Origin of the sequence: Nocardioides candidus (assembly GCF_041321175.1) — a bacterium.
Classification (GTDB): Bacteria; Actinomycetota; Actinomycetes; order Propionibacteriales; family Nocardioidaceae; genus Nocardioides.
In genome coordinates this window covers 69704-89803 of the sequence record NZ_JBGGWC010000003.1, presented here as the reverse complement: position 1 = coordinate 89803, position 20100 = coordinate 69704, and the positions used below count along the sequence as shown (strand labels likewise).

16 protein-coding genes are annotated in these 20100 nt (G+C 71.5%); 11 read left to right on the top strand and 5 right to left on the bottom strand.

All coding sequences use genetic code 11. From position 1 onward, the window contains the following. Window positions 1-11: 11 nt before the first annotated feature. The 8 genes from aroC to ACAX67_RS14695 all read left to right on the top strand — a co-directional run bounded on the left by aroC (window position 12) and on the right by ACAX67_RS14695 (window position 6896). On the top strand, window positions 12-1190 hold the full coding sequence (aroC, locus tag ACAX67_RS14730; RefSeq protein WP_370704626.1) for a chorismate synthase: 1179 nt from the start codon (window positions 12-14) through the stop codon (window positions 1188-1190). Beyond that, window positions 1187-1750 (top strand): shikimate kinase, encoded by a 564-nt coding sequence (locus ACAX67_RS14725; RefSeq protein ID WP_370704625.1) that lies wholly within the window; start codon window positions 1187-1189, stop codon window positions 1748-1750. The genes aroC and ACAX67_RS14725 overlap by 4 nt, the downstream gene beginning before the upstream one ends. Further along, window positions 1747-2856, top strand: a complete 1110-nt coding sequence (gene aroB, locus ACAX67_RS14720; RefSeq protein ID WP_370704624.1) for a 3-dehydroquinate synthase — start codon at window positions 1747-1749, stop codon at window positions 2854-2856. Before ACAX67_RS14725 ends, aroB begins: the two co-directional genes overlap by 4 nt. After that, a complete protein-coding gene (locus ACAX67_RS14715) occupies window positions 2853-3293 on the top strand; it encodes a type II 3-dehydroquinate dehydratase (protein ID WP_370704623.1) in 441 nt (146 codons plus the stop codon). Before aroB ends, ACAX67_RS14715 begins: the two co-directional genes overlap by 4 nt. Window positions 3294-3379: 86 nt before the next feature. Next, complete coding sequence (gene efp, locus ACAX67_RS14710) at window positions 3380-3946, top strand: elongation factor P (RefSeq protein WP_370704622.1); 567 nt, start codon at window positions 3380-3382, stop codon at window positions 3944-3946. Further along, window positions 3946-4359, top strand: a complete 414-nt coding sequence (gene nusB, locus ACAX67_RS14705; protein WP_370704621.1) for a transcription antitermination factor NusB — start codon at window positions 3946-3948, stop codon at window positions 4357-4359. Before efp ends, nusB begins: the two co-directional genes overlap by 1 nt. A 47-nt stretch (window positions 4360-4406) precedes the next feature. Beyond that, window positions 4407-5780 (top strand): dihydrolipoyl dehydrogenase family protein, encoded by a 1374-nt coding sequence (locus ACAX67_RS14700; protein WP_370704620.1) that lies wholly within the window; start codon window positions 4407-4409, stop codon window positions 5778-5780. A gap of 270 nt (window positions 5781-6050) precedes the next feature. After that, window positions 6051-6896, top strand: a complete 846-nt coding sequence (locus tag ACAX67_RS14695; protein ID WP_370704619.1) for a MinD/ParA family ATP-binding protein — start codon at window positions 6051-6053, stop codon at window positions 6894-6896. Between the two features lie 10 nt (window positions 6897-6906). Here ACAX67_RS14695 and ACAX67_RS14690 read toward each other — a convergent pair whose 3' ends face one another. Together ACAX67_RS14690 and ACAX67_RS14685 are read right to left on the bottom strand one after the other, a co-directional pair. Further along, window positions 6907-8319: an FAD-binding oxidoreductase gene (locus ACAX67_RS14690; RefSeq protein ID WP_370704618.1), complete on the bottom strand. Its 1413-nt coding sequence runs from the start codon at window positions 8317-8319 to the stop codon at window positions 6907-6909. Then, entirely contained in the window at window positions 8319-9308 is a 990-nt protein-coding gene (locus tag ACAX67_RS14685; protein ID WP_370704617.1) for a cation diffusion facilitator family transporter, read from the bottom strand. Before ACAX67_RS14685 ends, ACAX67_RS14690 begins: the two co-directional genes overlap by 1 nt. Window positions 9309-9409: 101 nt before the next feature. On the opposite strand from ACAX67_RS14685, the gene ACAX67_RS14680 reads away from it, so the two are divergent. From ACAX67_RS14680 to ACAX67_RS14670, 3 genes are read left to right on the top strand one after another with little or no spacing between them, the layout of a single operon-like run. Further along, a complete protein-coding gene (locus ACAX67_RS14680; protein WP_370704616.1) occupies window positions 9410-11686 on the top strand; it encodes an FdhF/YdeP family oxidoreductase in 2277 nt (758 codons plus the stop codon). Beyond that, window positions 11674-12510 (top strand): formate dehydrogenase accessory sulfurtransferase FdhD, encoded by an 837-nt coding sequence (gene fdhD / locus ACAX67_RS14675; protein WP_370704615.1) that lies wholly within the window; start codon window positions 11674-11676, stop codon window positions 12508-12510. The genes ACAX67_RS14680 and fdhD overlap by 13 nt, the downstream gene beginning before the upstream one ends. Then, window positions 12501-13136 carry a DUF1345 domain-containing protein gene (locus tag ACAX67_RS14670; RefSeq protein WP_370704614.1) on the top strand — a complete coding sequence of 212 codons (636 nt, stop codon included), beginning with the start codon at window positions 12501-12503 and terminating at the stop codon, window positions 13134-13136. The genes fdhD and ACAX67_RS14670 overlap by 10 nt, the downstream gene beginning before the upstream one ends. A gap of 6 nt (window positions 13137-13142) precedes the next feature. Here ACAX67_RS14670 and ACAX67_RS14665 read toward each other — a convergent pair whose 3' ends face one another. From ACAX67_RS14665 to ACAX67_RS14655, 3 genes are read right to left on the bottom strand one after another with little or no spacing between them, the layout of a single operon-like run. After that, complete coding sequence (locus tag ACAX67_RS14665; protein WP_370704613.1) at window positions 13143-15452, bottom strand: Calx-beta domain-containing protein; 2310 nt, start codon at window positions 15450-15452, stop codon at window positions 13143-13145. 24 nt (window positions 15453-15476) lie between these two features. Next, the gene (locus tag ACAX67_RS14660; RefSeq protein ID WP_370704612.1) at window positions 15477-17774 is read right to left on the bottom strand and encodes a Calx-beta domain-containing protein; all 2298 of its coding nucleotides are present in this window, start codon (window positions 17772-17774) and stop codon (window positions 15477-15479) included. A gap of 5 nt (window positions 17775-17779) precedes the next feature. Then, on the bottom strand, window positions 17780-20095 hold the full coding sequence (locus ACAX67_RS14655) for a Calx-beta domain-containing protein (protein ID WP_370704611.1): 2316 nt from the start codon (window positions 20093-20095) through the stop codon (window positions 17780-17782). Window positions 20096-20100 lie beyond the last annotated feature (5 nt).

Genomic DNA, 20100 nt, shown 5'->3' with positions numbered 1-20100 from the left:
AGGATGGGGCCATGTTGCGCTGGCTGACCGCGGGGGAGTCCCACGGGCCCTCCCTGGTCGCGATCCTCGAGGGCCTGCCGGCCCACGTCGAGGTGACGACCGACGACATCTCCGACTCACTCGCCCGGCGGCGGCTCGGCTACGGACGGGGCGCCCGGATGAAGTTCGAGGCCGACGAGGTGCGCGTGGTCGGCGGCGTGCGTCACGGCCGCACGCAGGGTGGTCCGGTCGCGATCGAGGTCGGCAACACGGAGTGGCCCAAGTGGGAGACCGTGATGGCTGCCGACCCGGTCGACGCCGCCGTGCTGGAGAAGCAGGCGCGCAACGCGCCGCTGACCCGGCCGCGCCCGGGCCATGCCGACCTGGCCGGCATGCAGAAGTACGACTTCGAGGACGCGCGCCCGATTCTGGAGCGGGCCTCGGCGCGGGAGACCGCGGCGCGGGTCGCGCTCGGCCGGGTCGCCAGCAACTTCGTGGAGCAGGCCGTCGGCGCGCGCATCGTCTCGCACGTGATCGAGCTCGGTGGCGTCCGGGCCCCCGCGGGCCTGTGGCCGGCGCCCGACGACGTCACGCGGCTCGACGACGACCCGGTGCGCTGCCTCGACCCCGACACCTCGAAGCTGATGGTCGAGCGGATCGACCAGGCCCACAAGGACGGAGACACCCTCGGCGGCGTCGTCGAGGTCGTCGTCCACGGGCTGCCGCCGGGCCTCGGCTCGCACGTGCACTGGGACCGCCGCCTCGACTCGCGGCTCGCCGGCGCCCTGATGGGCATCCAGGCGATCAAGGGCGTCGAGGTCGGCGACGGCTTCGAGCTCGCCGCCACCCCGGGCTCCCTCGCGCACGACGAGATCGTGCCCACCGAGGACGGGCTGCGCCGCGTCTCCGGACGCTCCGGCGGTACCGAGGGCGGCATGAGCACCGGTGAGGTGCTGCGGGTCCGTGCCGCGATGAAGCCGATCGCGACCGTGCCGCGGGCGCTCCGCACCGTCGACGTCGCCACCGGCGAGGAGACCGTCGCCCACCACCAGCGCTCCGACGTCTGCGCGGTGCCCGCCGCGGGCATCGTCGCCGAGGCCATGGTGGCGCTGGTCATCGCCGACGCGGTCGTCGAGAAGTTCGGCGGCGACTCCGTGCAGGAGACGCGGCGCAACGCTCAGGGCTACCTGGACTCGCTGAGGTACCGGTGAGCCGACCGGTCGCCGTCCTCGTCGGCACCATGGGCGCGGGCAAGACCACGGCCGGTCGGCTGCTCGCCGAGGCGCTCGGGGTCGGCTTCCTCGACAGCGACCACGCGGTCGAGGCGCACGCCGGGAAGTCGGTGCAGGACATCTTCGTGGACGACGGGGAGGCCGCCTTCCGGACCCTCGAGCGCGAGGCGGTGGCCGCCGCGCTGGAGAGCCACGACGGCGTGCTCGCCCTCGGCGGTGGAGCGGTCCTTGACGCGTCGACCCGGGCGCTGCTCGCCGACCAGCAGGTCGTCTTCCTGCGCGTCGGTCTTGCCGACGCCGTCAAGCGGGTCGGTCTGGGCGCCGGCCGGCCGCTGCTCCTCGGCAACGTGCGCTCCCGGGTGAAGCAGCTCCTCGACGAGCGCACCCCGGTCTACGAGGGCCTGGCGCGGATCTCGGTCGACACCGACGGGCGGACTCCGCAGGATGTGGTGGCCGAGGTCGTGGGTGCGTTGGGGCGTCTCGACACGTCCTCGCCCAGGGGCTCGGACTACTCGACGAGCGGGGAGGAGGAGCGGTGAGCGGGGTGGGCGAGTCCGTGCTGCACGTCGGCGGCGCGTCGCCCTACGACGTCGTGGTGGGTCGCGGGATCGCCGACCGGCTCCCGGGCGTCCTCGGCGACGACGTGCAGCGGGTCGCCTTCCTGCACGCCGCCGAGCTCACCGAGCTGGCGGAGCCGGTGCTGACCGTGCTCCGTGAGCGCTACGACGTGCTCGCGCTCGGACTGCCGTCGGGCGAGGAGACCAAGGCCGCGGAGGTCGCCTTCCAGTGCTGGGAGGCGCTCGGCGACGCCGGCTTCACGCGCTCCGACGCCGTGGTGACCTTCGGCGGCGGTGCCACGACCGACCTGGGCGGCTTCGTGGCCGCCACCTGGCTGCGTGGGGTGCGCGTGGTGCACGTGCCCACGACGCTGCTCGCCATGGTCGATGCCGCCGTCGGCGGCAAGACCGGCATCAACACCGGGGCGGGCAAGAACCTGGTCGGCTCCTTCCACGAGCCGGCCGGCGTGCTGGTCGACCTCGACACCCTCCTGACGCTGCCACGCGAAGAGCTCGTGGCCGGGATGGGCGAGGTCGTCAAGTGCGGCTTCATCGCCGACCCGGTGATCCTCGACCTGGTCGAGAGCGACCCGGTCGCCGCGACCGACCCGCACGGCGCCGTGCTCCCCGAGCTGGTGGAACGCGCGATCCGAGTGAAGATCGACGTCGTCGTCGCCGACCTCAAGGAGACCGGGGGCGCGAGTGGGCACCCGGGGCGCGAGGTGCTCAACTACGGTCACACGATGGCGCACGCGATCGAGCGGGCCGAGCACTACCGGGTCCGGCACGGCGAGGCGGTCGCGATCGGGTGCTGCTACGTCGCCGAGCTCGCCCGCCTGACCGGGCACCTCGACGACGCGACCGCGGACCGGCACGCGGCGGCCTTCGGAGCCGTGGGGCTGCCGACGTCGTACTCCGGCGCCGGGTTCGACGACCTGCACGCCGCGATGCGGGTCGACAAGAAGGCGCGGGGCAACACCCTGCGCTTCATCGTGCTCGACCACATCGCGCGGCCCGTCGTGCTCGCGGGGCCGTCCGAGGAGCACCTGCGGGCGGCGTACGACGTGATGGCGGGTGGTGCGCGATGAGGCCCGTCCTCGTGCTCAACGGGCCCAACCTGGGCCGTCTCGGGCGGCGCCAGCCGGAGATCTACGGGCACACCACCCACGCCGACCTGGCCGACCTGTGCCGCGACTGGGGCCGGGAGCTGGGGCTCGACGTCGACGTGCGGCAGACCAACCACGAGGGCGAGCTCCTCGACTGGCTCAACCAGGCGGCCGACGACGCCACACCGGTCGTGCTCAACGCGGCGGCGTGGACGCACTACTCCTACGCGCTCTGGGACGCGTGCGCCCAGCTGAGCGCCGCGATGGTCGAGGTGCACATCTCCGACCCCGAGCAGCGTCCCGAGGTCTTCCGCCACCACTCGGTGGTCACCCCCCATGCCGCGAAGGTCATCTCGGGGCAGGGGATCGGGGGCTACCGGCTGGCTCTCGAATTCATTGCCGCGCACACCGCCGACTAGACTGCGACGCTGGCTCGCGGCACCCGCGCGCCCCGCCCCGCGAGTGGGCACGTACCCCTGACATCTGCATCGAAGAAGGCTGACGCATGGCAACGACGAACGACCTGAAGAACGGCATGGTGCTGAACCTCGAGGGCCAGCTCTGGCAGGTGGTCGAGTTCCAGCACGTGAAGCCCGGCAAGGGCCCCGCGTTCGTCCGCACGAAGCTCAAGCACGTCGAGTCGGGCAAGAACGTCGACAAGACGTTCAACGCCGGCACCAAGGTCGAGACCGCCACGGTCGACCGCCGCTCGTTCCAGTACCTCTACAACGACGGCACCAACTTCGTCTTCATGGACGTCCAGGACTACGACCAGGTCGAGGTCGCCCCGGAGATCGTCGGCACCGCCGCCGGCTTCCTCCTGGAGAACCAGGAGGTCGTCATCGCGACCAACGAGGGTCGCGTCCTCTTCATCGAGATGCCGGCCTCGGTCGAGCTGCTCGTCTCCTACACCGAGCCGGGCGTGGTCGGCGACTCCGCCACCGGTCGCACCAAGCCCGCCACGCTCGAGACCGGCGCCGAGATCCAGGTGCCGCTCTTCATCGAGCAGGGCGAGAAGATCAAGGTCGACACCCGCGAGGGCGGTTCCTACCTCAGCCGCGTGAAGTCCTGATGGCAGGAGGTGCACGGACCAAGGCCCGCAAGCGAGCCCTGGACCTGCTCTTCGCAGCGGACCTCCGCAGCGAGTCGGCGGTCGACACCCTCGAGCGCGCGGTCGAGGAGGGTGCCGGACCGACCAACGCCTACACCGACACGCTGGTGCGCGGTGTCGTCGAGCACCTGGCCCGCATCGACGAGGTGCTGAGCACCTACGCCCAGGGCTGGACGCTCGAGCGGATGCCCGCCGTCGACCGCAACGTGCTGCGCCTCGGCGCCTTCGAGCTGCTCTACGTCGACGACGTGCCCGACGCGGTCGCCGTGAGCGAGGCGATGGGCCTGGTCCGCGAGCTGTCGACCGACGAGTCGCCGGCCTTCGTCAACGGCGTCCTCGGCGCGATCCTCCGCAGCAAGCCGACCCTGGTCTGAGTCCGTCGCGCGGGACCGCGCACCCCAGGGCCGCCTAAGGTGTGTCCATGAGCGAGAGCATCGACGTCGCCGTCATCGGTCTCGGGCCCGGAGGGGAGAGCGTCGCCGCGCAGCTCGCGCAGGCCGGCCTGTCCGTGCTCGGCGTGGAGAAGCACCTGGTCGGCGGCGAGTGCCCCTACTACGGGTGCATCCCCTCGAAGATGATGATCCGCGCGGCCGACGCGCTGCAGGAGGCCCGTCGGGTGCCCGAGCTGGGCGGCTCGGCCGAGGTCGTGCCCGACTGGGGGCCGGTCGCGAAGCGGATCTCCGACGAGGCCACCGACGCCTGGGACGACAAGGTGGCCGTCGACCGCCTCGTCGACAACGGCGGGCGCTTCGTGCGGGGCCACGGCCGCCTGGCCGGCCCCGGCCGGATCACGGTCGAGACCGCCGACGGCACCCAGGACTTCGACGTACGGCGAGGCGTGGTGCTCAACGTCGGCACGGCCCCCGCGGTGCCGCCCATCGACGGCCTGGCCGAGACCCCCTACTGGACCAACCGCGACATCGTGCAGGTCACCGAGCTCCCCGCGTCGCTCGTGGTCATCGGCGGCGGTGCCATCGGGTGCGAGCTCGCCCAGGCGTTCTCCCGGTTCGGGGTCGGCGTGACGATCCTCGAGGGTGCGCCGCGCATCCTCGGGCCCGAGGAGCCCGAGGCGAGCAAGGTCGTCGCCGACGCCTTGGAGGCGGAGGGAGTCACCGTCCGGCAGGGCGTGAAGATCGAGCGGGTCGACCACGACGGCTCCGGCTTCACCGTCACCCTGGGCGGTGGGGAGCAAGTAACCGGCGCCGCGCTGCTGGTGGCGGCCGGCCGTCGTACGAACCTCTCCGACCTGGGGCTCGACACCGTGGGCCTGGACCCGTCCGCGCGGTTCGTCGACACCGACGAGCAGATGCGTGCGGCCGACGGGGTGTGGGCGATCGGTGACATCACCGGCAAGGGCCAGTTCACGCACGTCTCGATGTACCAGGCCGAGGTCGCCGTCCGATCCGTGCTCGGGAAGGACGGACCCTGGGCCGACTACACCGCGGTGAGCCGTGCGACGTTCACCGACCCCGAGGTCGGCTCGGTCGGGCTCACCGAGGCCCAGGCACGCGACGCCGGCCTGCGGGTGGCCACCGGCACCTACGATCTGCCCTCCTCGAGCCGCGGATGGATCCACAAGGTCGGCAACCACGGGCTGATCAAGGTGGTGGCCGACGCGGACCGCGGGGTCCTGGTCGGGGCGACCACGATCGGGCCGAGCGGTGGCGAGATGATCGGGCTGCTCGCGACGGCCGTGCACGCCGCGGTGCCGGTCGCGAAGCTGCGGACCATGCACTACGCCTACCCGACCTTCCACCGGGCGATCGAGAACGCGATCAACGAACTGGACCTGTGACGCGCCGTCCGCCTTGTTCGGGTTAGGGTCAGCGACGTCAGTGCTGCCCATTCTCGGGAGGTAGTAGTGAGTCATCCGTCCGTGCCACCACCGCTCGGCCCGCCGCCCACGGCGCCACCGCCGCAACACCGCGACGAGCCACCGCCGCAACACCGCGACGAGCCACCGGCTCCACCTCGCTTCCTGAGCGCCACCGACTTCCTCGACCGGCGCGTGGGGGAGCGCAAGCTGGGACCCGCGACCTGGGGTTGGCGAGGCGCGGTCTCGCGGATGAGCGGCGGCCTCGTGCGACCGCGGATGGGCGCCGCCGAGCTCTCCTTCCACCAGGACCGCCAGGCGGTCCAGAAGGACTTCCCGGGACCGCGGACGATCGCCTTCGTCAACCCGAAGGGCGGGGCCGCCAAGACGACCGGCGTGCTGGCCGCGGGCTACACCTTCGGCACCGTGCGCGGTGGCGGCGTGGTCGCCTGGGACAACAACGAGACGCGCGGCACGCTCGGGATCCGCGGGCAGCGCGGCGACCACCGCAACACCACGCGGGAGCTGCTCGAGGACCTCGGTCGGTTCAGCGACGTCTACCAGGCGCGGATCGGTGACCTGGGCGCCTTCGTGCGCGCCCAGGGCGACGCCCACTTCGACGTGCTGGCCAGCGACGAGCGCGCCGACGTGACCGGCATCATCCACGCCTCCGACTTCGGTGACGTGCACGCCCTGCTGCAGCGCTTCTACCGGGTCGTCCTCGTCGACACGGGCAACAACATGCGGGCCGAGAACTGGCTCGCGGCCGCCGAGGCCGCCGATCTCCTCGTGGTGACGAGCACCGTGCGCGAGGACACCGGCTACTCGGGGCTGTGGATGCTCGACGCGCTGCAGGACGCCGGCCACGCCGACCTGAAGCGCAGGACGATCACCGTCTTGTCGGACCCGAGCCCGAAGGTCGACCGCGGCCTCGCCGAGGACCTGGTGAGCGTCTACGAGCAGCGCACCCGGTCGGTGCACCGGGTGCCGTACGACGCCGCGCTCGTCTCGGGCTCGGTGGTGCCCTACGGGAAGCTGTCGGAGGCGACCCGGCGGTCGTGGCTCAGCGCGTGCGCGGCGATGGCGCAGGCGCTGTAGCCGGCGCCGGTCAGGGGCGACCGCCGGCGCGGGGTTGCAGCACCGCGCCGGGGTTGAGGATGCCGTCGGGGTCGAGGGCGTCCTTGACCCGCCAGGTCAGGGCGATCACGTCGTCGCCGAGCTGGGCGGGCAGGGCGCCCCGCTTGGCGCGTCCGACGCCGTGCTCGCCGGTGATCGTGCCGCCGAGCCGGATGGCGAGGGCCATCACCTCGTCGAAGGCCTTGCGGGCGCCTGCGACGGATGCCGCGTCGGCGGCGTCGTAGACGACGATCGGGTGGGTGTTGCCGTCGCCGGCGTGCGCCACGAGGGCGATCTCGACGCCGCAGCCGTCGGCGATCCCCGCGATGCCGTCGACGAGGTCGGGCAGGACGGGCACCGGCACCCCGACGTCCTCGAAGAGCACGCTCCCGCGCTGCTCGAGGGCGTGGAAGGCGTTGCGGCGACCGGCCACGAAGAGGGCGGCCTCCTCGGCATCGGTCGTCGTGAAGGACTCGGTGGCTCCCGCCGCCGTGCAGCACTCCTCGATCACCGCGATCTCGGCGCTGCACGCCTGGCCCGGGGCGTCGGACTGGGCGATGAGCAACGCGCCCGTCGACCGGTCCAGGCCGTGGGAGCGCCAGTCCTCCACGGCGTTGATCGTGGTGTTGTCCATCAGCTCGAGCATCGACGCGCGCACCCGGTTGCGGATCGCCACGACCGCCTCCGACGCGGCCGTCATCGTCGCGAAGCTGCTGACCAGGGTCGCGCCGGCCACCTGCCCGGGGATCAGCCGCAGCACGGCGCGGGTGATCACCCCGAGCGTGCCCTCGCTGCCGACGAACAGCTTCATCAGCGACAGGCCAGCGACATCCTTGATCTGCTTGCCGCCCAGGCGCACCAGGCTGCCGTCGGCCAGCACGACGTCCATGCCGAGCACGTAGTCGGTCGTGACGCCGTACTTCACGCAGCACAGGCCGCCGGCGTTGGTCGCCAGGTTGCCGCCGATGGAGCAGATCTCGAAGGACGACGGGTCGGGTGGGTACCACAGACCGTGCTCGGCCGCCGCGCGCTTCACGTCGACGTTGAGCGCGCCGGGCTCGACGATCGCCACCTGCGACGCCGGGTCGATCTCGATCGCGCGCATCGCGTCGAGCGAGATGGTGATGCCCCCGTCCACTGCCGAGGAACCGCCGGACAGTCCCGTGCCCGCACCACGGGGCACCACCGGGACGCGGTGGGCGGCCGCCCACCGCACGGCGGCCTGGACCTGGTCGGCGGTCTGGGCCCGCACGACCGCGACCGGAGTGCCGGCGGAGCCGTCGCGCGCGAAGTCCTCGCGATACTTCTCGACCTCCGTCGCGCCCGTCACCACCACGCCGTCGGGCAGTGCGCCGACCAGCTCAGCGACTGCGACGGCCCGGTCGGGGGCTGGTCCTGGCTCCATCAGCTCATCTTGTACCAGCGCGGCAGCTCTTGGGGGCGAAGCGACGTCGGGTCGTCGGGCCGCGTGAGCGTGAGCACCGCGCGCTCGATCTCGGGACGCTCGTTGAGAGCGTCCTCGAGCTGGTTGAGGCGGGCGGCCACGTCGGACTCGGCGTCGTCGCCGACGAGGTCGACCGCGGCGACCAGGAAGATCCGGTCCGCGCCGACCCACTCCATGTGCAGGCCGCTCACCCGTTCGATCTCGGGGTGCTCGAGGAGCGCGGTGAGCGCCCGGTTGCGGGCGAGCGGGGTGACGGACTCACCGGTGAGGAAGTCCATGTTGCGGCTGATCAGGAAGAGCGCGACGGCGCCGAGCAGCACGCCGACGGCGATCGAGCCCATCGCGTCCCAGGCGGGGTCGCCGGTGGCCTGGTGCAGGAAGATCCCGAGCGCGGCGATCACGATCCCGACCAGGGCGGCGAGGTCCTCCGCGAAGACCGCACGCAACAGCGGGTTGGAGGTCAGCTGGATGTAGCGCAGCGGGTGGATGCGCCGTGCGGACGCCCCGGCCCGGGTCTGGCGCAGGGCCTGCACGAAGGACACACCCTCGAGGACGAAGGCCACGCCGAGGACGACGTAGGCCCAGGTGTACGAGGTCTCCGCCTCGCCCTCGGAGAGCGCCTGGATCCCGTGCCAGACGGAGACGGCAGCGCCGACGCTGAAGAGGCCGAACGCCGCGAACATCGACCACACGTAGCCGGTCCGGCCGTAGCCGAGGGGCCGCTCGGCGTCCGGAGGTCTCGCCGACCGGCGCTCGCCGACGAGCAGGAACACCTCGTTGCCGGTGTCGGCCCAGGAGTGGGCGGCCTCCGCCGTCATCGACGCCGAACCGGTGACGACGGCGGCGACGGTCTTGGCCAGTGCGATCAGGAGGTTGGCGGCGAACGCGATCGCGACGGTGAGCAGGCTCTCGCCGCCGTTGGACCGGGTGCTGGGCTCCGAGGTGGCCACGTCCCGACCCTAGGTCATCGACACCAACCACCTCGTTGCGAGACTGTCGGGAGGGGTACTGCCCGCAGCACGACGAGGGCGAGAGCCGGAGGAGAGCGCACATGGCCGAGATCGAGGACCCGACGGACGACCTCTCCGTCTCGCCTCCGAAGAGCTGGGCCGCCGGCGTGCCGGCCGTCGCGCACGCGATGCAGTACTCCCTGTCGCAGACGAGCCCACGGCGTACGGCCCTCACGCTGCTCAACCTCAACCAGGTCGACGGCATCGACTGCCCTGGTTGCGCATGGCCCGAGCCGCACAAGCGGCACAAGAACGAGTACTGCGAGAACGGCGCCAAGCACGTCAACGACGAGGCGACGACGAGGCGGGTGACGCGCGAGTTCTTCGCGGAGCACCCGGTCGCCGAGCTCGACCGGCAGACCGACCACTGGCTCAACCAGCAGGGCCGGTTGACCGAGCCGATGGTCAAGCGGCCCGGCGGCACCCACTACGAGCCGATCGACTGGGACGACGCGATCGGGCTGATCGCCGACGAGCTCAACGGGCTGGACTCGCCGGACGAGGCGATGTTCTACACGTCGGGACGGCTCAACAACGAGGGCGCCTTCCTCCTGCAGCTGTTCGCCCGGCTCTACGGCACCAACAACCTCCCGGACTGCTCGAACATGTGCCACGAGTCCAGCGGATCGGCGCTCGGGACGACGCTCGGGATCGGCAAGGGATCGGTCTCGCTCGACGACATCCACGAGGCCGACCTGGTGCTGGTCGTCGGGCAGAACCCGGGCACCAACCACCCGCGGATGCTCACGGCGCTCGAGCAGACCAAGCACAACGGCGGCTCCGTCGTCGCGGTCAACCCGCTGCCGGAGGCCGGGCTGAAGCGGTTCAAGAACCCCCAGCGGCCGAGCGGCGTCGTCGGCCGCGGCACGACGATCGCGGACCAGTTCCTGCAGATCAGGCTCGGCGGCGACCTCGCGCTCTTCCAGGCGCTCAACCGGCTGTTGCTCGAGGCCGAGGACGAGTCGCCCGGCACAGTGCTCGACCAGGAGTTCATCGCGCGCGACACGACCGGGTTCGAGGAGTTCGCCGCGCACGTGCGGACGACGGAGTGGGACGACGTGCTCCGCGCGACCGGGCTGACCCGCGCCGAGATCGAGGAGCTGCACGAGCGGATCGTCGCCAGCGACAAGATCATCGTGTGCTGGGCGATGGGCCTGACCCAGCACCGTCACGGCGTGCCGACGATCCGCGAGATCGTCAACCTGCTGCTGCTCAAGGGCAGCATCGGGAAGCCGGGTGCCGGGGTGTGCCCCGTCCGCGGTCACAGCAACGTGCAGGGCGACCGCACGATGGGCATCTGGGAGCAGGTGCCGCCGTGGATCGATGCCCTCGGGGAGGAGTTCGGCTTCACGCCCCCGACCGAGGACGGCTACGACTCCGTGCGCGGGGTCCGCGCGATGCGTGACGGGAAGGCGAAGGTCTTCATGGGCGTCGCCGGCAACTTCGTCCGAGCCATGTCCGACAGTGCGGTGACCGAGGAGGCCCTGCGGAGGTGCCGGTTGACGGTCCAGGTCTCCACGAAGCTCAACCGGTCCCACACCGTGGTCGGCGAGACGGCGCTGATCCTCCCGACCCTGGGGCGCAGCGACCGGGACGTGCAGGAGACCGGGGAGCAGTTCGTCACCGTGGAGGACTCGATGAGCGAGGTGCACTCCTCGCGCGGCAAGCTGGCCCCTGCCTCGAAGCACCTGCTCAGCGAGGTCGCGATCATCTGCCGGCTCGCCCGGCGCACCCTGGGCGAGGGCGGGTCGGTCCCGTGGGAGGACTTCGAGCGCGACTACAACCTCATCCGCGACCGCATCGCGCGCGTCGTGCCGGACTTCGAGGACTTCAACGAGCGGGTGGCGCGACCTGGAGGCTTCCGGCTGCCCAGCCCGGTCAACAGCGGCGTCTACAAGACGCCCAGCGGCAAGGCGGTCTTCAGCTGCAACGACTTCGCGATGATCGAGGCGCCGCCCGGCCACCTGGTGCTGCAGTCGATCCGTTCGCACGACCAGTGGAACACCGTCCCCTATGCGCTGAACGACCGCTACCGCGGCATCCACGACTCCCGACAGGTCGTGTTCGTCAATCCCGAGGACCTTCTCGAGCTCGGCCTCGACGACCAGACGCTCGTCGATGTCGTCAGTGTGGGCGACGACGGCACCGAGCGTCGGCTCGAGAAGGTCCGCACGGTGTCCTACCCGACCGCCCGGGGCTCCGCGGCCGCCTACTACCCGGAGGCCAACGTGCTGGTCGCGCTGGACTCCGTCGCCGACGCGAGCAACACGCCGACGTACAAGGGGATCGTCGTACGGCTGGAGCCATGGGCAGAGTGACCGCACGCCGTCCCGTCGTACGGATCCGGGACGGCGAGGTCAGCAGGCGGCCCGACACGCTGGCGGCGGAGGAGCCGATGGAGATCCGGCTCGACGGCCGGCCGCTCACGGTGACGATGCGGACCCCGGGCGACGACTTCGACCTCGCGGTGGGCTTCCTGGTCAGCGAGGGGGTCGTGCACGCGGCCGGCGACGTGGTCACCGCCCGCTACTGCGCGGGTGCGACGGCCGAGGGGATCAACACCTACAACGTGGTCGACATCGGTCTCGCGCCCGAGGTGCCCCGTCCCGACGCCTCGCTCGAGCGGAGCTTCTACACGACCTCTTCCTGCGGCGTGTGCGGCAAGGCGAGCCTCGACGCCGTGCGTACGGCGTCGGCCTGGTCGGTCGCCGACGACCCCGTCCGCCTGTCACCCGCGGTGCTGGCGGCGCTGCCGGACCGGTTGCGCGCCGCGCAGGACGTCTTCGACCGCACCGGCGGCCTGCACGCCGCCGGGCTCTTCTCCGCCGACGGCGAGCTGCTCTGCCTGCGCGAGGACGTGGGTCGCCACAACGCCGTCGACAAGGTGCTCGGCCACGCCGCCCGTGAGGGCCAGCTGCCGTTGCGGGGCAAGGTGCTGATGGTCAGCGGGCGGGCCTCGTTCGAGCTCGTGCAGAAGGCGGTGATGGCCGGCATCCCCATGCTGGCCGCGGTGTCGGCGCCGTCGTCGCTGGCGGTCGAGCTGGCCGAGGAGAGCGGGCTGACCCTCGTCGGGTTCCTCCGGGGCGACACGATGAACGTCTACGCCGGCGTCGAGCGGCTGGACACCCGGCCGTGCCCGTGAGCATCAAGGCCCGGCTGCTGATCGCGCTCGCGGTCGGCGCGGCCGCCGGCGTTGCCGGCGGAGTGCTGTGGTGGGCGCAGCTCGGCGTGCTCGTCGGGATCGCGACCGCGGCGACGACGGCGGTGACGACCGGCTGGCTCGCGCTCTGGCCGCTCGACGCCGCACAGACCCGGGCCAACGTCGGACGGGAGGACTTCCGCCCGCTCGTCGACGAGCTCGTCGTCGTCACCGCCGCCCTGGGCGGGCTCGGCGGCACGGTCGCACTGCTCGTCAGCCACCGCGACGACGGCCGGGTCGCCTCGGCGGCGGTGGCGCTGCTCGCTGTCTTCATGAGCTGGGCCGAGCTGCACCTGATGTACGCCTCGCGCTACGCGCACGTCTACTACACCGCGCCCGTGGGCGGGATCGACTTCAACGCCGAGCCGGGGGAGCCGGCCGAGCCGGCGTTCCGCGACTTCTTCTACTTCAGCTACAACCTCGGCATGACCTACCAGGTCTCGGACACCGCGGTCACCGGTCCGAAGCTGCGGTCGATCGTCCTGCGCCACTGCCTGCTGTCCTACGCCTTCGGTGCCGCCATCCTCGCCACCACGATCAACCTGGTCGCGGGCGTGCTGACCGGTTGAGGTGCCTCAGTCGTTGCTGGTGATGGTGAGCCGGTACGTGCGCTGGCCACCGATGGTCGCGCCGACGGGAGCGGCGAAGGTGAGCACCGCGGTCTCGTTGGATTCGACGGTCAGGTCGTCGACGACCTCGACGGTGAACGTGACCGAGGTGCGGCCGGCCGGGATGGTCAGCTTGGTCGCCGAGAAGTAGTCGGCGCCCGCGGTCGCGGTGCCGGTGCGGGTGAGGTCGACGGTGACCTGCTGGCCTGACTCCTCGGACAGCTCGGCCGTGACGTGCACCAGTGCTCCGGGCTCGCCGGCCGTGCTACTGGTGGTCGTGAAGTTGATGCGCGGCGGCGGGTCGTTGTCGGCGATGCTCGCGTTGGCGAGCGTGCGGCGGCCGAGGACGGCGCCGGTCGGGTTGGAGAGCCGGAGCTTCAGCTGCTCGGTCTTCTCGTCGATCGAGTCGGGAAGGATCGGCACGGCGAAGCTGAGGTCGGTGTCCGCGTCGGTCCAGGTGAGCGTGTCCGCGACCCCGCTGTAGTCGCTGCCCTCGGTGGCGGTGCCGCCGACGGTCTCGTACTGCACGCTCGAGGTGCCGCAGCCCGAGCCGTGGCGGGTGACCAGGACCGACAGGGTGCCTGCCTCGAGGGTCGGGTAGGACGGGTTGGCGAGCTCGATCGAGCAGCGCACCGCAGTCCGCTCCGTCTCGGTGTCGTTGCTGGTGTCGGGGTCGAGCTGTTGCTCGTACACCCGGGCGCGATGCAGCATCGGTCCCGCTTGCTTGGGCGCGTCGTAGGTGAGCGACAGCGGTGGGGCGACTTCGCCGGCCATGAGTGGATCGCCGTACCGGCACCGCACCAGGGACTCGAACGCGGTGCAGTCCCAGCCTCTGCCGGTACCAGTGACGAAGTCGGCGCCGTCGGGGATCGTGCTCACCACGTAGGCTCCGGTCGCCAGGCCCACCGCCTGGTCGATCGCCGGCACACCGACGTCGAGGGACGGCTCCTCCTGGTTCGCGACGAGGATGCGATACGTCACCGGGGCTCCGACCGCGACCAGGTCGGCGTCGTCGGACTGGGTCACGGCGAGGTCGACACCGTTGGCACTGCGGAACCGGCGCGCGAAGACGCCGTACGAGTCTCCGTCCTGCGCGTCGCTCGTCCAGGCGATCACGTAGTCGCCGTCGGCGTCCATGGCGATGGTCGGTTGCCGCTGCATGAGCGATGTCGTGGTGTTGACCCGTGACTCGCCTCCCTGCGCGGAACCCGCCGGGTTGTAGCGGCGGGAGTAGATGCCGGTGTCATTCCCGTCCGGGCTGTGCCAGGTGATCACGTAGCCGCCGTCGGCCGCCATCGCGACCTCCGCCAAGGACTGGTCGTACATGGTCGTGGTGTTGACGTGGACCTCGGCACCGACGGGCACCCCGCTCGCGTTGAAACGCTGGGCCCAGATCCCTTGGGACGCTCCCGGGGTCTCGGTTCCGGTCCAGGCGACCACGTAGTCCCCGTCTGCCGCCATCGCGGCCCGAGCCCAGAACTGCGCTCCTGCGGTCGTGGTGTTGACCGGGGTCTCGAAGCCGTCGGTGGTTCCGTCTGCGAGGTATCGCTGGGAGTAGATGCCGGCGGCGTCGCCGTCCTGGCCGTCGCTGGTCCAGGTGATCACGTAGTCGCCTCCGGCTGAAGCTGCGACGCTCGGTTCGTCCTGGGAACCGGCCGTCGTGCTGTTGACCCTGGTCTCGACTCCCTGAGGAGTGCCGTCGGCGCGATAGCGCTGCGCGTAGACGCCACTCTGCGAGCCGTCCTGGGTGGAGCTCGCCCACGCGATGACGTAGTCACCGGATGCGTCCATCGCGACGCTCCCGGAGTCCTGGGAGCCGGTCGTGGTGGTGTTGACCCTCGTCTCGACCCCCTGAGGCGTGCCGCTGGCGCTGAACCGCTGGGCATAGACGCCCGAGAATTCGCCGTCCTGGCCGACGCTCCGCCAGACGACGACGAAGTCACCGTCGGCGTCCATCGCGACCCTGGCGCCGTACTGGGTGTCGTTGGAGAACGTGTTGACGTGGATCTCGCCCCCACGCGGGCTCCCGTCGGCGCCGTACCGCTGGGCGTAGATGCCGTTGATCCCGCCGGCTCCGTGGCCCGACCACGCCACGACGAAGTCACCGACCGCGTCCATGGCCACGGCGGGGCGCTCCTGCACGCCTGCGGTAGCGGTGTTGACCCGGATCTCCGGGCCTGCAGGAGGACCGGCGGTTGCCGGGGTCGCGCTCCCCAGCAAGGTCAGCAGGGGGAGGGCGAGGACCGTGGCGACAGCGGCGGCGAGCCGTGGCTTCATCGTGGTGCTCCTGTGCTTGGCGGGCTATTCGTCGCTGGTGATGTAGACCTGGAAGGTGGCGAGGGAGCCGGGAGTGACGGCGACCGGCTTGGCGAGGGTGAGGAAGGCTCGCTCGTCGCTCTCGACGACGTCGTCGTCGGCGACCTCGATGGTGAAGGTGACCTCGCGCTGGCCGGCGGGGATGCTGACCCGGGTCGGGGCGAAGTAGTCGTCCCCGACCGTGGCGGTGCCGGAGGGGTCGAGCGTGACGGTCACCAGCCGGCCGGAGACCTCCGAGAGGCGCAGGGTCGCGTCGATGAGGGCGCCGGGCTCGCCGCCCGAGCCGTCGGTCGTCGTGAAGTTGATCCGGGGCGGGTCGTCGTCGTCGGCGATGGTCGTGACCCCGACCCGTTGCTGGCCGAGCAGGGCGCCGTCGGGCTCGCTGAGGCGGACGCGGAAGGTCTCGTCCTTCTCGTCGAGGGTGTCGTCGGTGATCGGGACCTGGACCACCTTGGTGGTGTCGCCCGTCCCGAAGAGGACGACCCCGCCGGTGTCGTCGTAGTCGGTGCCCGGGACGGCCGTGCCGGCGACGGTGTCGATGGCGATGCTCGACGGCCCGCAGCCCGTGCCGGTCCGCTGGACCTGGACCATGGCCGTGTCGCCCTCGGCGACGGAGAGCCCGGCCTGGGCGAGCTGGACGACGCACTCGACGTCGGTCGCGACGGTCGTGGAGTTGTTGGACGCGACCGGGTCGAGCTGGTTCTCGTCGACCCGGGCGGTGTGGAAGACGGTGTCGGCGCCGGCCGGCATCATGTAGGTCACCGCGAGGCGCGAGGAGACCTCCCCGGCGGGGAGCGCGCCAACGAGGCGGCAGGTGACCTTCGCCGTTGCCGGCGTGCACGTCCAACCGTCACCCGACCCGGAGACGTACGTCGCGCCCCGCGGGATCGTGCTCACCACGGAGACGCCCGTCGCCGCCCCGATGCCCGCATCGATGGCCGTGACTCCCGTCTCGGTCGACGGGTCCTCGACGTTCGTCACTCGGGCGCGGAAGGTCACCTGGCCCAGCACGGGCGCCGGGTCGACATCGTCGACCTGATCGACGCCCAGGTCCACCGCGTTGAGCGTTCGGAAGCGTCGCGCGAAGACATCGGAGTCGCTCGAGTACTGCGCTGCGGTCTCCCATGCCACGACGGCGTCCCCGTCCGCGTCCAGAGCGACCGCCGGACGGTACTGGTTGTCCGTGGCGACCTGGTTGACGCGAAACTCTGCGCCCTGCGGCGTCCCCGTCGAGGTGAAGCGGCGACCGTACACGTCGTCCCCGTCTCCGGCTGCTTCGGTCGACCAGGTGACGAGGTAGTCGCCGGAGGCGTCCATCGCGAGACGGGCGTCCACCTGGTTGCCGGCAGTGGCACCACCGAGCGGGGTCCCACTGTCCTGGGCGATGCCGGACGCGTTGAAGCGCCGGACGTATACATCGACCAGCGTGTAGTCCGGTTGGTCGATCCACGCGATCGCGTATCGGCCGACCGCATCCATGGCGACGGCTCCCAGCCGGACCAGGTCGTCACCGGAGTTGACCAGGGTCTTGAGGCCCTGGGGCGCTCCGGCAGCGTTGTAGCGCTGGGCGAAGATCGCTGCCGTGTATTGCGTGTAGGACTCCCAGGCGACGACGAAGGAGCCGGCGGCACTCATCGAGACGTCGGAGTCCTTGTGCGTGCCGGACGACGGCGTCGCCGTACTGACGACGGTCGCCCCCGACCCCACCCCGGCCGCGGTGTACCGCCGGGCATAGATCGCGTCCCCATTGCCATCGTTCAGGTTGCTGGTCCAGCTGACGACGTAGTTGCCGGCAGCATCCATCGCCACCGTGGAGAAGTGCTGGTCGCCGGCGGTGCTCGGGTTCACCCGTACCTCTCCGCTCGCCCCCCGGCCTATCGGGAACCTGCGGGCGTAGACGCCGTCGCCGCTGCCGTCCTGTCCCGCGCTGGTCCAGGTCACGACGTAGTCGCCCGCAGGGTCCATCGCCACGTCGGGGAAGGACCTGTCCCCGATCGTCGTGTTGACGCGGAGCTCGGCTCCGCGCGGGGAGCCGTCCGCGTAGTACCGCTGGGCGTAGATCGCCGTGCCACCGTCCGGCCCCGCGCCCACCCAGACCACCACCGACTCCCCGACGGCGTTCGACGCGACCGCGGGGTCGTCCTGGCCCCCAGCCGTGGTGGTGTTGACCCGGAACTCCGAGGAGGCGGGCGGTCCCGCCTCCGACGGGGCGGTGGTCGCCACGAGCGTGAGGAGGGAGAGGGCGAGCGCCATCGTGACGGTGGCGGCGAGGCGTGGCTTCATGGCGGTCACTCGTTGCTGGTGATGGTGAGCTGGTAGGTCTTGAGCGAGCCGAGCACCACGTTGGTCGGAGCCGCCAGGGTGAGCTTGGCGATCTCCTCGACCTCGGGCACGGCATCGTCGGTCACCTCGATGGTGAAGTCGGCGCTGCGTTGGCCGGCGGGGATGTCGACCTTCGTCGGCGCGTAGTAGTCGGCGCCCGAGGTCGCCGTACCGCTCCTCGTCAGGCTGACCGTCACCGCCTGTCCCGAGACCGCCGACAGCCGCAGGGTGACGTCGACCAGCGCGCTCGGTTCGGCCCCGGTGCCGCTGGCGGTCGTGAAGTTGATCCGCGGGGCGGCGTCGTCGTCGGTGATCGTGACGACCTCGACCGACGGCCGGCCGAGCAGACCGCCTGTGGGGTCGCTGAGACGGACGCGGAGCTGCTCGTTCGACTCGTCGATCGCGTCAGCGCGGATCGGGACCTCGAACTGCCGGAAGACGTCCGTGGGGTCGAACAGCAGCTCTCCGCCGGTCTCGTCGAAGTCGGCGCCGGCGACCGCCGTGCCGTCCACGGTCTCGAGGGACACGCCGCCCGCGCCGCAGTCGGAACCGGTGCGGTCGACCTCGAGCGTGGCAGCGCCTGCCTCCGGCGTCAGGATGCCGGCCTGCGAGAGCTGGAAGGTGCACTGGACGTCGGTCGTCGCGGTCTCGCCGTTGTTGGCGGCGTCGGTGTCGAGCTGGTCCTCGTAGACCCGGGCCTGGTGCTGGATCGTGCCCGCCGCCTCGCCCAGGGTGTAGGTCAACGCCAGCCGCGGGGCGGTCCGGCCAGCGGCGAGGACACCCGCGAGGCGGCACGTCACCGTCGTGGCCGCAGGCGTGCACGTCCACCCCACGCCCGAGGAGGAGGCGTACGTCGCCCCGTCCGGGACCTGGCTGATCACGTGGACGCCCGTCGCTTCGCCGACGGCGGCGTCGATTGCCGCCACGCCGGTGTCGGTGGAGGCGTCCTCGAGGTTCGTCACCCGGATGCGGTAGGTGACCTGCCCGAGGACGGGCCTCGGGCCGGTGCCGTCGACCTGGTCGAGCTGCAGGTCGACCGGGTCGGGACCCCGGAAGCGGCGACCGTAGACGCCGCGGAGGCTGCCGTCCTGGCCGTCGCTCGCCCACGCCACGAAGGCGTCCCCGTCGGCGTCCAGCGCTGCGGCCGGGTTCGCCTGGTCACCGTGCGTGGTCGCGTTCGCCCGCGTCTCGCCGGCGATGGACGCGCCCGCAGCCGTGAAGCGGCGGAAGAAGATGCCGTCGCCGCTCCCGTCCTGCGGGACGCTCGTCCACCCGACGAGGTAGTCGCCGGAGGCGTCCATGGCGACGGTCGGCGCATATTGGCTGCCGGTGATCGTCGAGCTGATCCGGGTCTCCGAGCCGACGGGAGAGCCGCCTGCGTTGAACCGCTGGCCGTAGATCCCGTCGGAGTCGCCGTCCTGGCTGTAGCTGTCCCAGACGACGACGTGGTCGCCGCCCGGGGCCATCGCGACCGCGGGGTTGACCTGGTAGAGCCCGCCGCCGGAGCTCACCTTGGTCTCGTTCGCCTGGGCGACCCCCGTGGCGTCGTAACGTCGGGCCCAGACTCCGAGGCTGGCGTCGGATCCTTTTCCGGTCCAGGCGATCGCGTAGTTGCCGGCGGCGTCCATCGCGACGTCGGCGTCCTCCTGGTTCCCGGAGGTGGTCTGGTTGACCAGGGTGGCCGAGCCCAGCGCCGTGCCGGACGCGTTGTAGCGACGCGCGTAGACGCCTGTCAGGTTGCCGTCCTGTCCATCGCTCGTGAACGTCACCACGAAGTCGCCCGCTGCGTCCATCGCCACCTTCGGCGACGTCTGGGCGCCCGCGGTCGTGGAGTTCACCCGGAACTCGCCACCGATCGGGGTCCCGTCGGCGGCGAAGCGCCTCGCGTAGATGCCGGTGCCGCTCCCGTCCTGGCCGTCGCTGGTCCAGGTGACGACGTAGTCACCACTCGCATCCATCGCGACGTCGGGCTCGCTCTGGTCGCCCGCCGTCGTGACGTTGACCTGGGTCTCGCTGCCCAGGGCGGTGCCGTCAGCGCCGTAGCGCTGCGCGTAGACACCCGCGATGCTGCCGTCCTGGAGCTCGCTGCGCCACACGGCGACGGTGTTGCCGGCCGGATCGGACGCCACCGAGACCGCGGACTGGTCGAGCGACGTGGAGGTGCTGACGTGGACCTCGGACGACGCTGGCGGTCCGGCGTGCGCCGGAGGCGCGCTCGCCACGACCATCAGCAGGGGCGGGGCGAGGACCGTCGTGACGACGGCGGTGAGGCGTGACTTCATGGTGA

Coding starts and splice junctions, on each gene's coding strand:
- aroC (WP_370704626.1), top strand. CDS start 12: ATGTTGCGCTGGCTGACCGCGGGGGAGTCCCACGGGCCCTCCCTGGTC.
- ACAX67_RS14715 (WP_370704623.1), top strand. CDS start 2,853: ATGAGGCCCGTCCTCGTGCTCAACGGGCCCAACCTGGGCCGTCTCGGG.
- efp (WP_370704622.1), top strand. CDS start 3,380: ATGGCAACGACGAACGACCTGAAGAACGGCATGGTGCTGAACCTCGAG.
- nusB (WP_370704621.1), top strand. CDS start 3,946: ATGGCAGGAGGTGCACGGACCAAGGCCCGCAAGCGAGCCCTGGACCTG.
- ACAX67_RS14700 (WP_370704620.1), top strand. CDS start 4,407: ATGAGCGAGAGCATCGACGTCGCCGTCATCGGTCTCGGGCCCGGAGGG.
- ACAX67_RS14695 (WP_370704619.1), top strand. CDS start 6,051: ATGAGCGGCGGCCTCGTGCGACCGCGGATGGGCGCCGCCGAGCTCTCC.
- ACAX67_RS14690 (WP_370704618.1), bottom strand. CDS start 8,319: ATGGAGCCAGGACCAGCCCCCGACCGGGCCGTCGCAGTCGCTGAGCTG.
- ACAX67_RS14680 (WP_370704616.1), top strand. CDS start 9,410: ATGGCCGAGATCGAGGACCCGACGGACGACCTCTCCGTCTCGCCTCCG.
- fdhD (WP_370704615.1), top strand. CDS start 11,674: ATGGGCAGAGTGACCGCACGCCGTCCCGTCGTACGGATCCGGGACGGC.
- ACAX67_RS14665 (WP_370704613.1), bottom strand. CDS start 15,452: ATGAAGCCACGGCTCGCCGCCGCTGTCGCCACGGTCCTCGCCCTCCCC.
- ACAX67_RS14660 (WP_370704612.1), bottom strand. CDS start 17,774: ATGAAGCCACGCCTCGCCGCCACCGTCACGATGGCGCTCGCCCTCTCC.
- ACAX67_RS14655 (WP_370704611.1), bottom strand. CDS start 20,095: ATGAAGTCACGCCTCACCGCCGTCGTCACGACGGTCCTCGCCCCGCCC.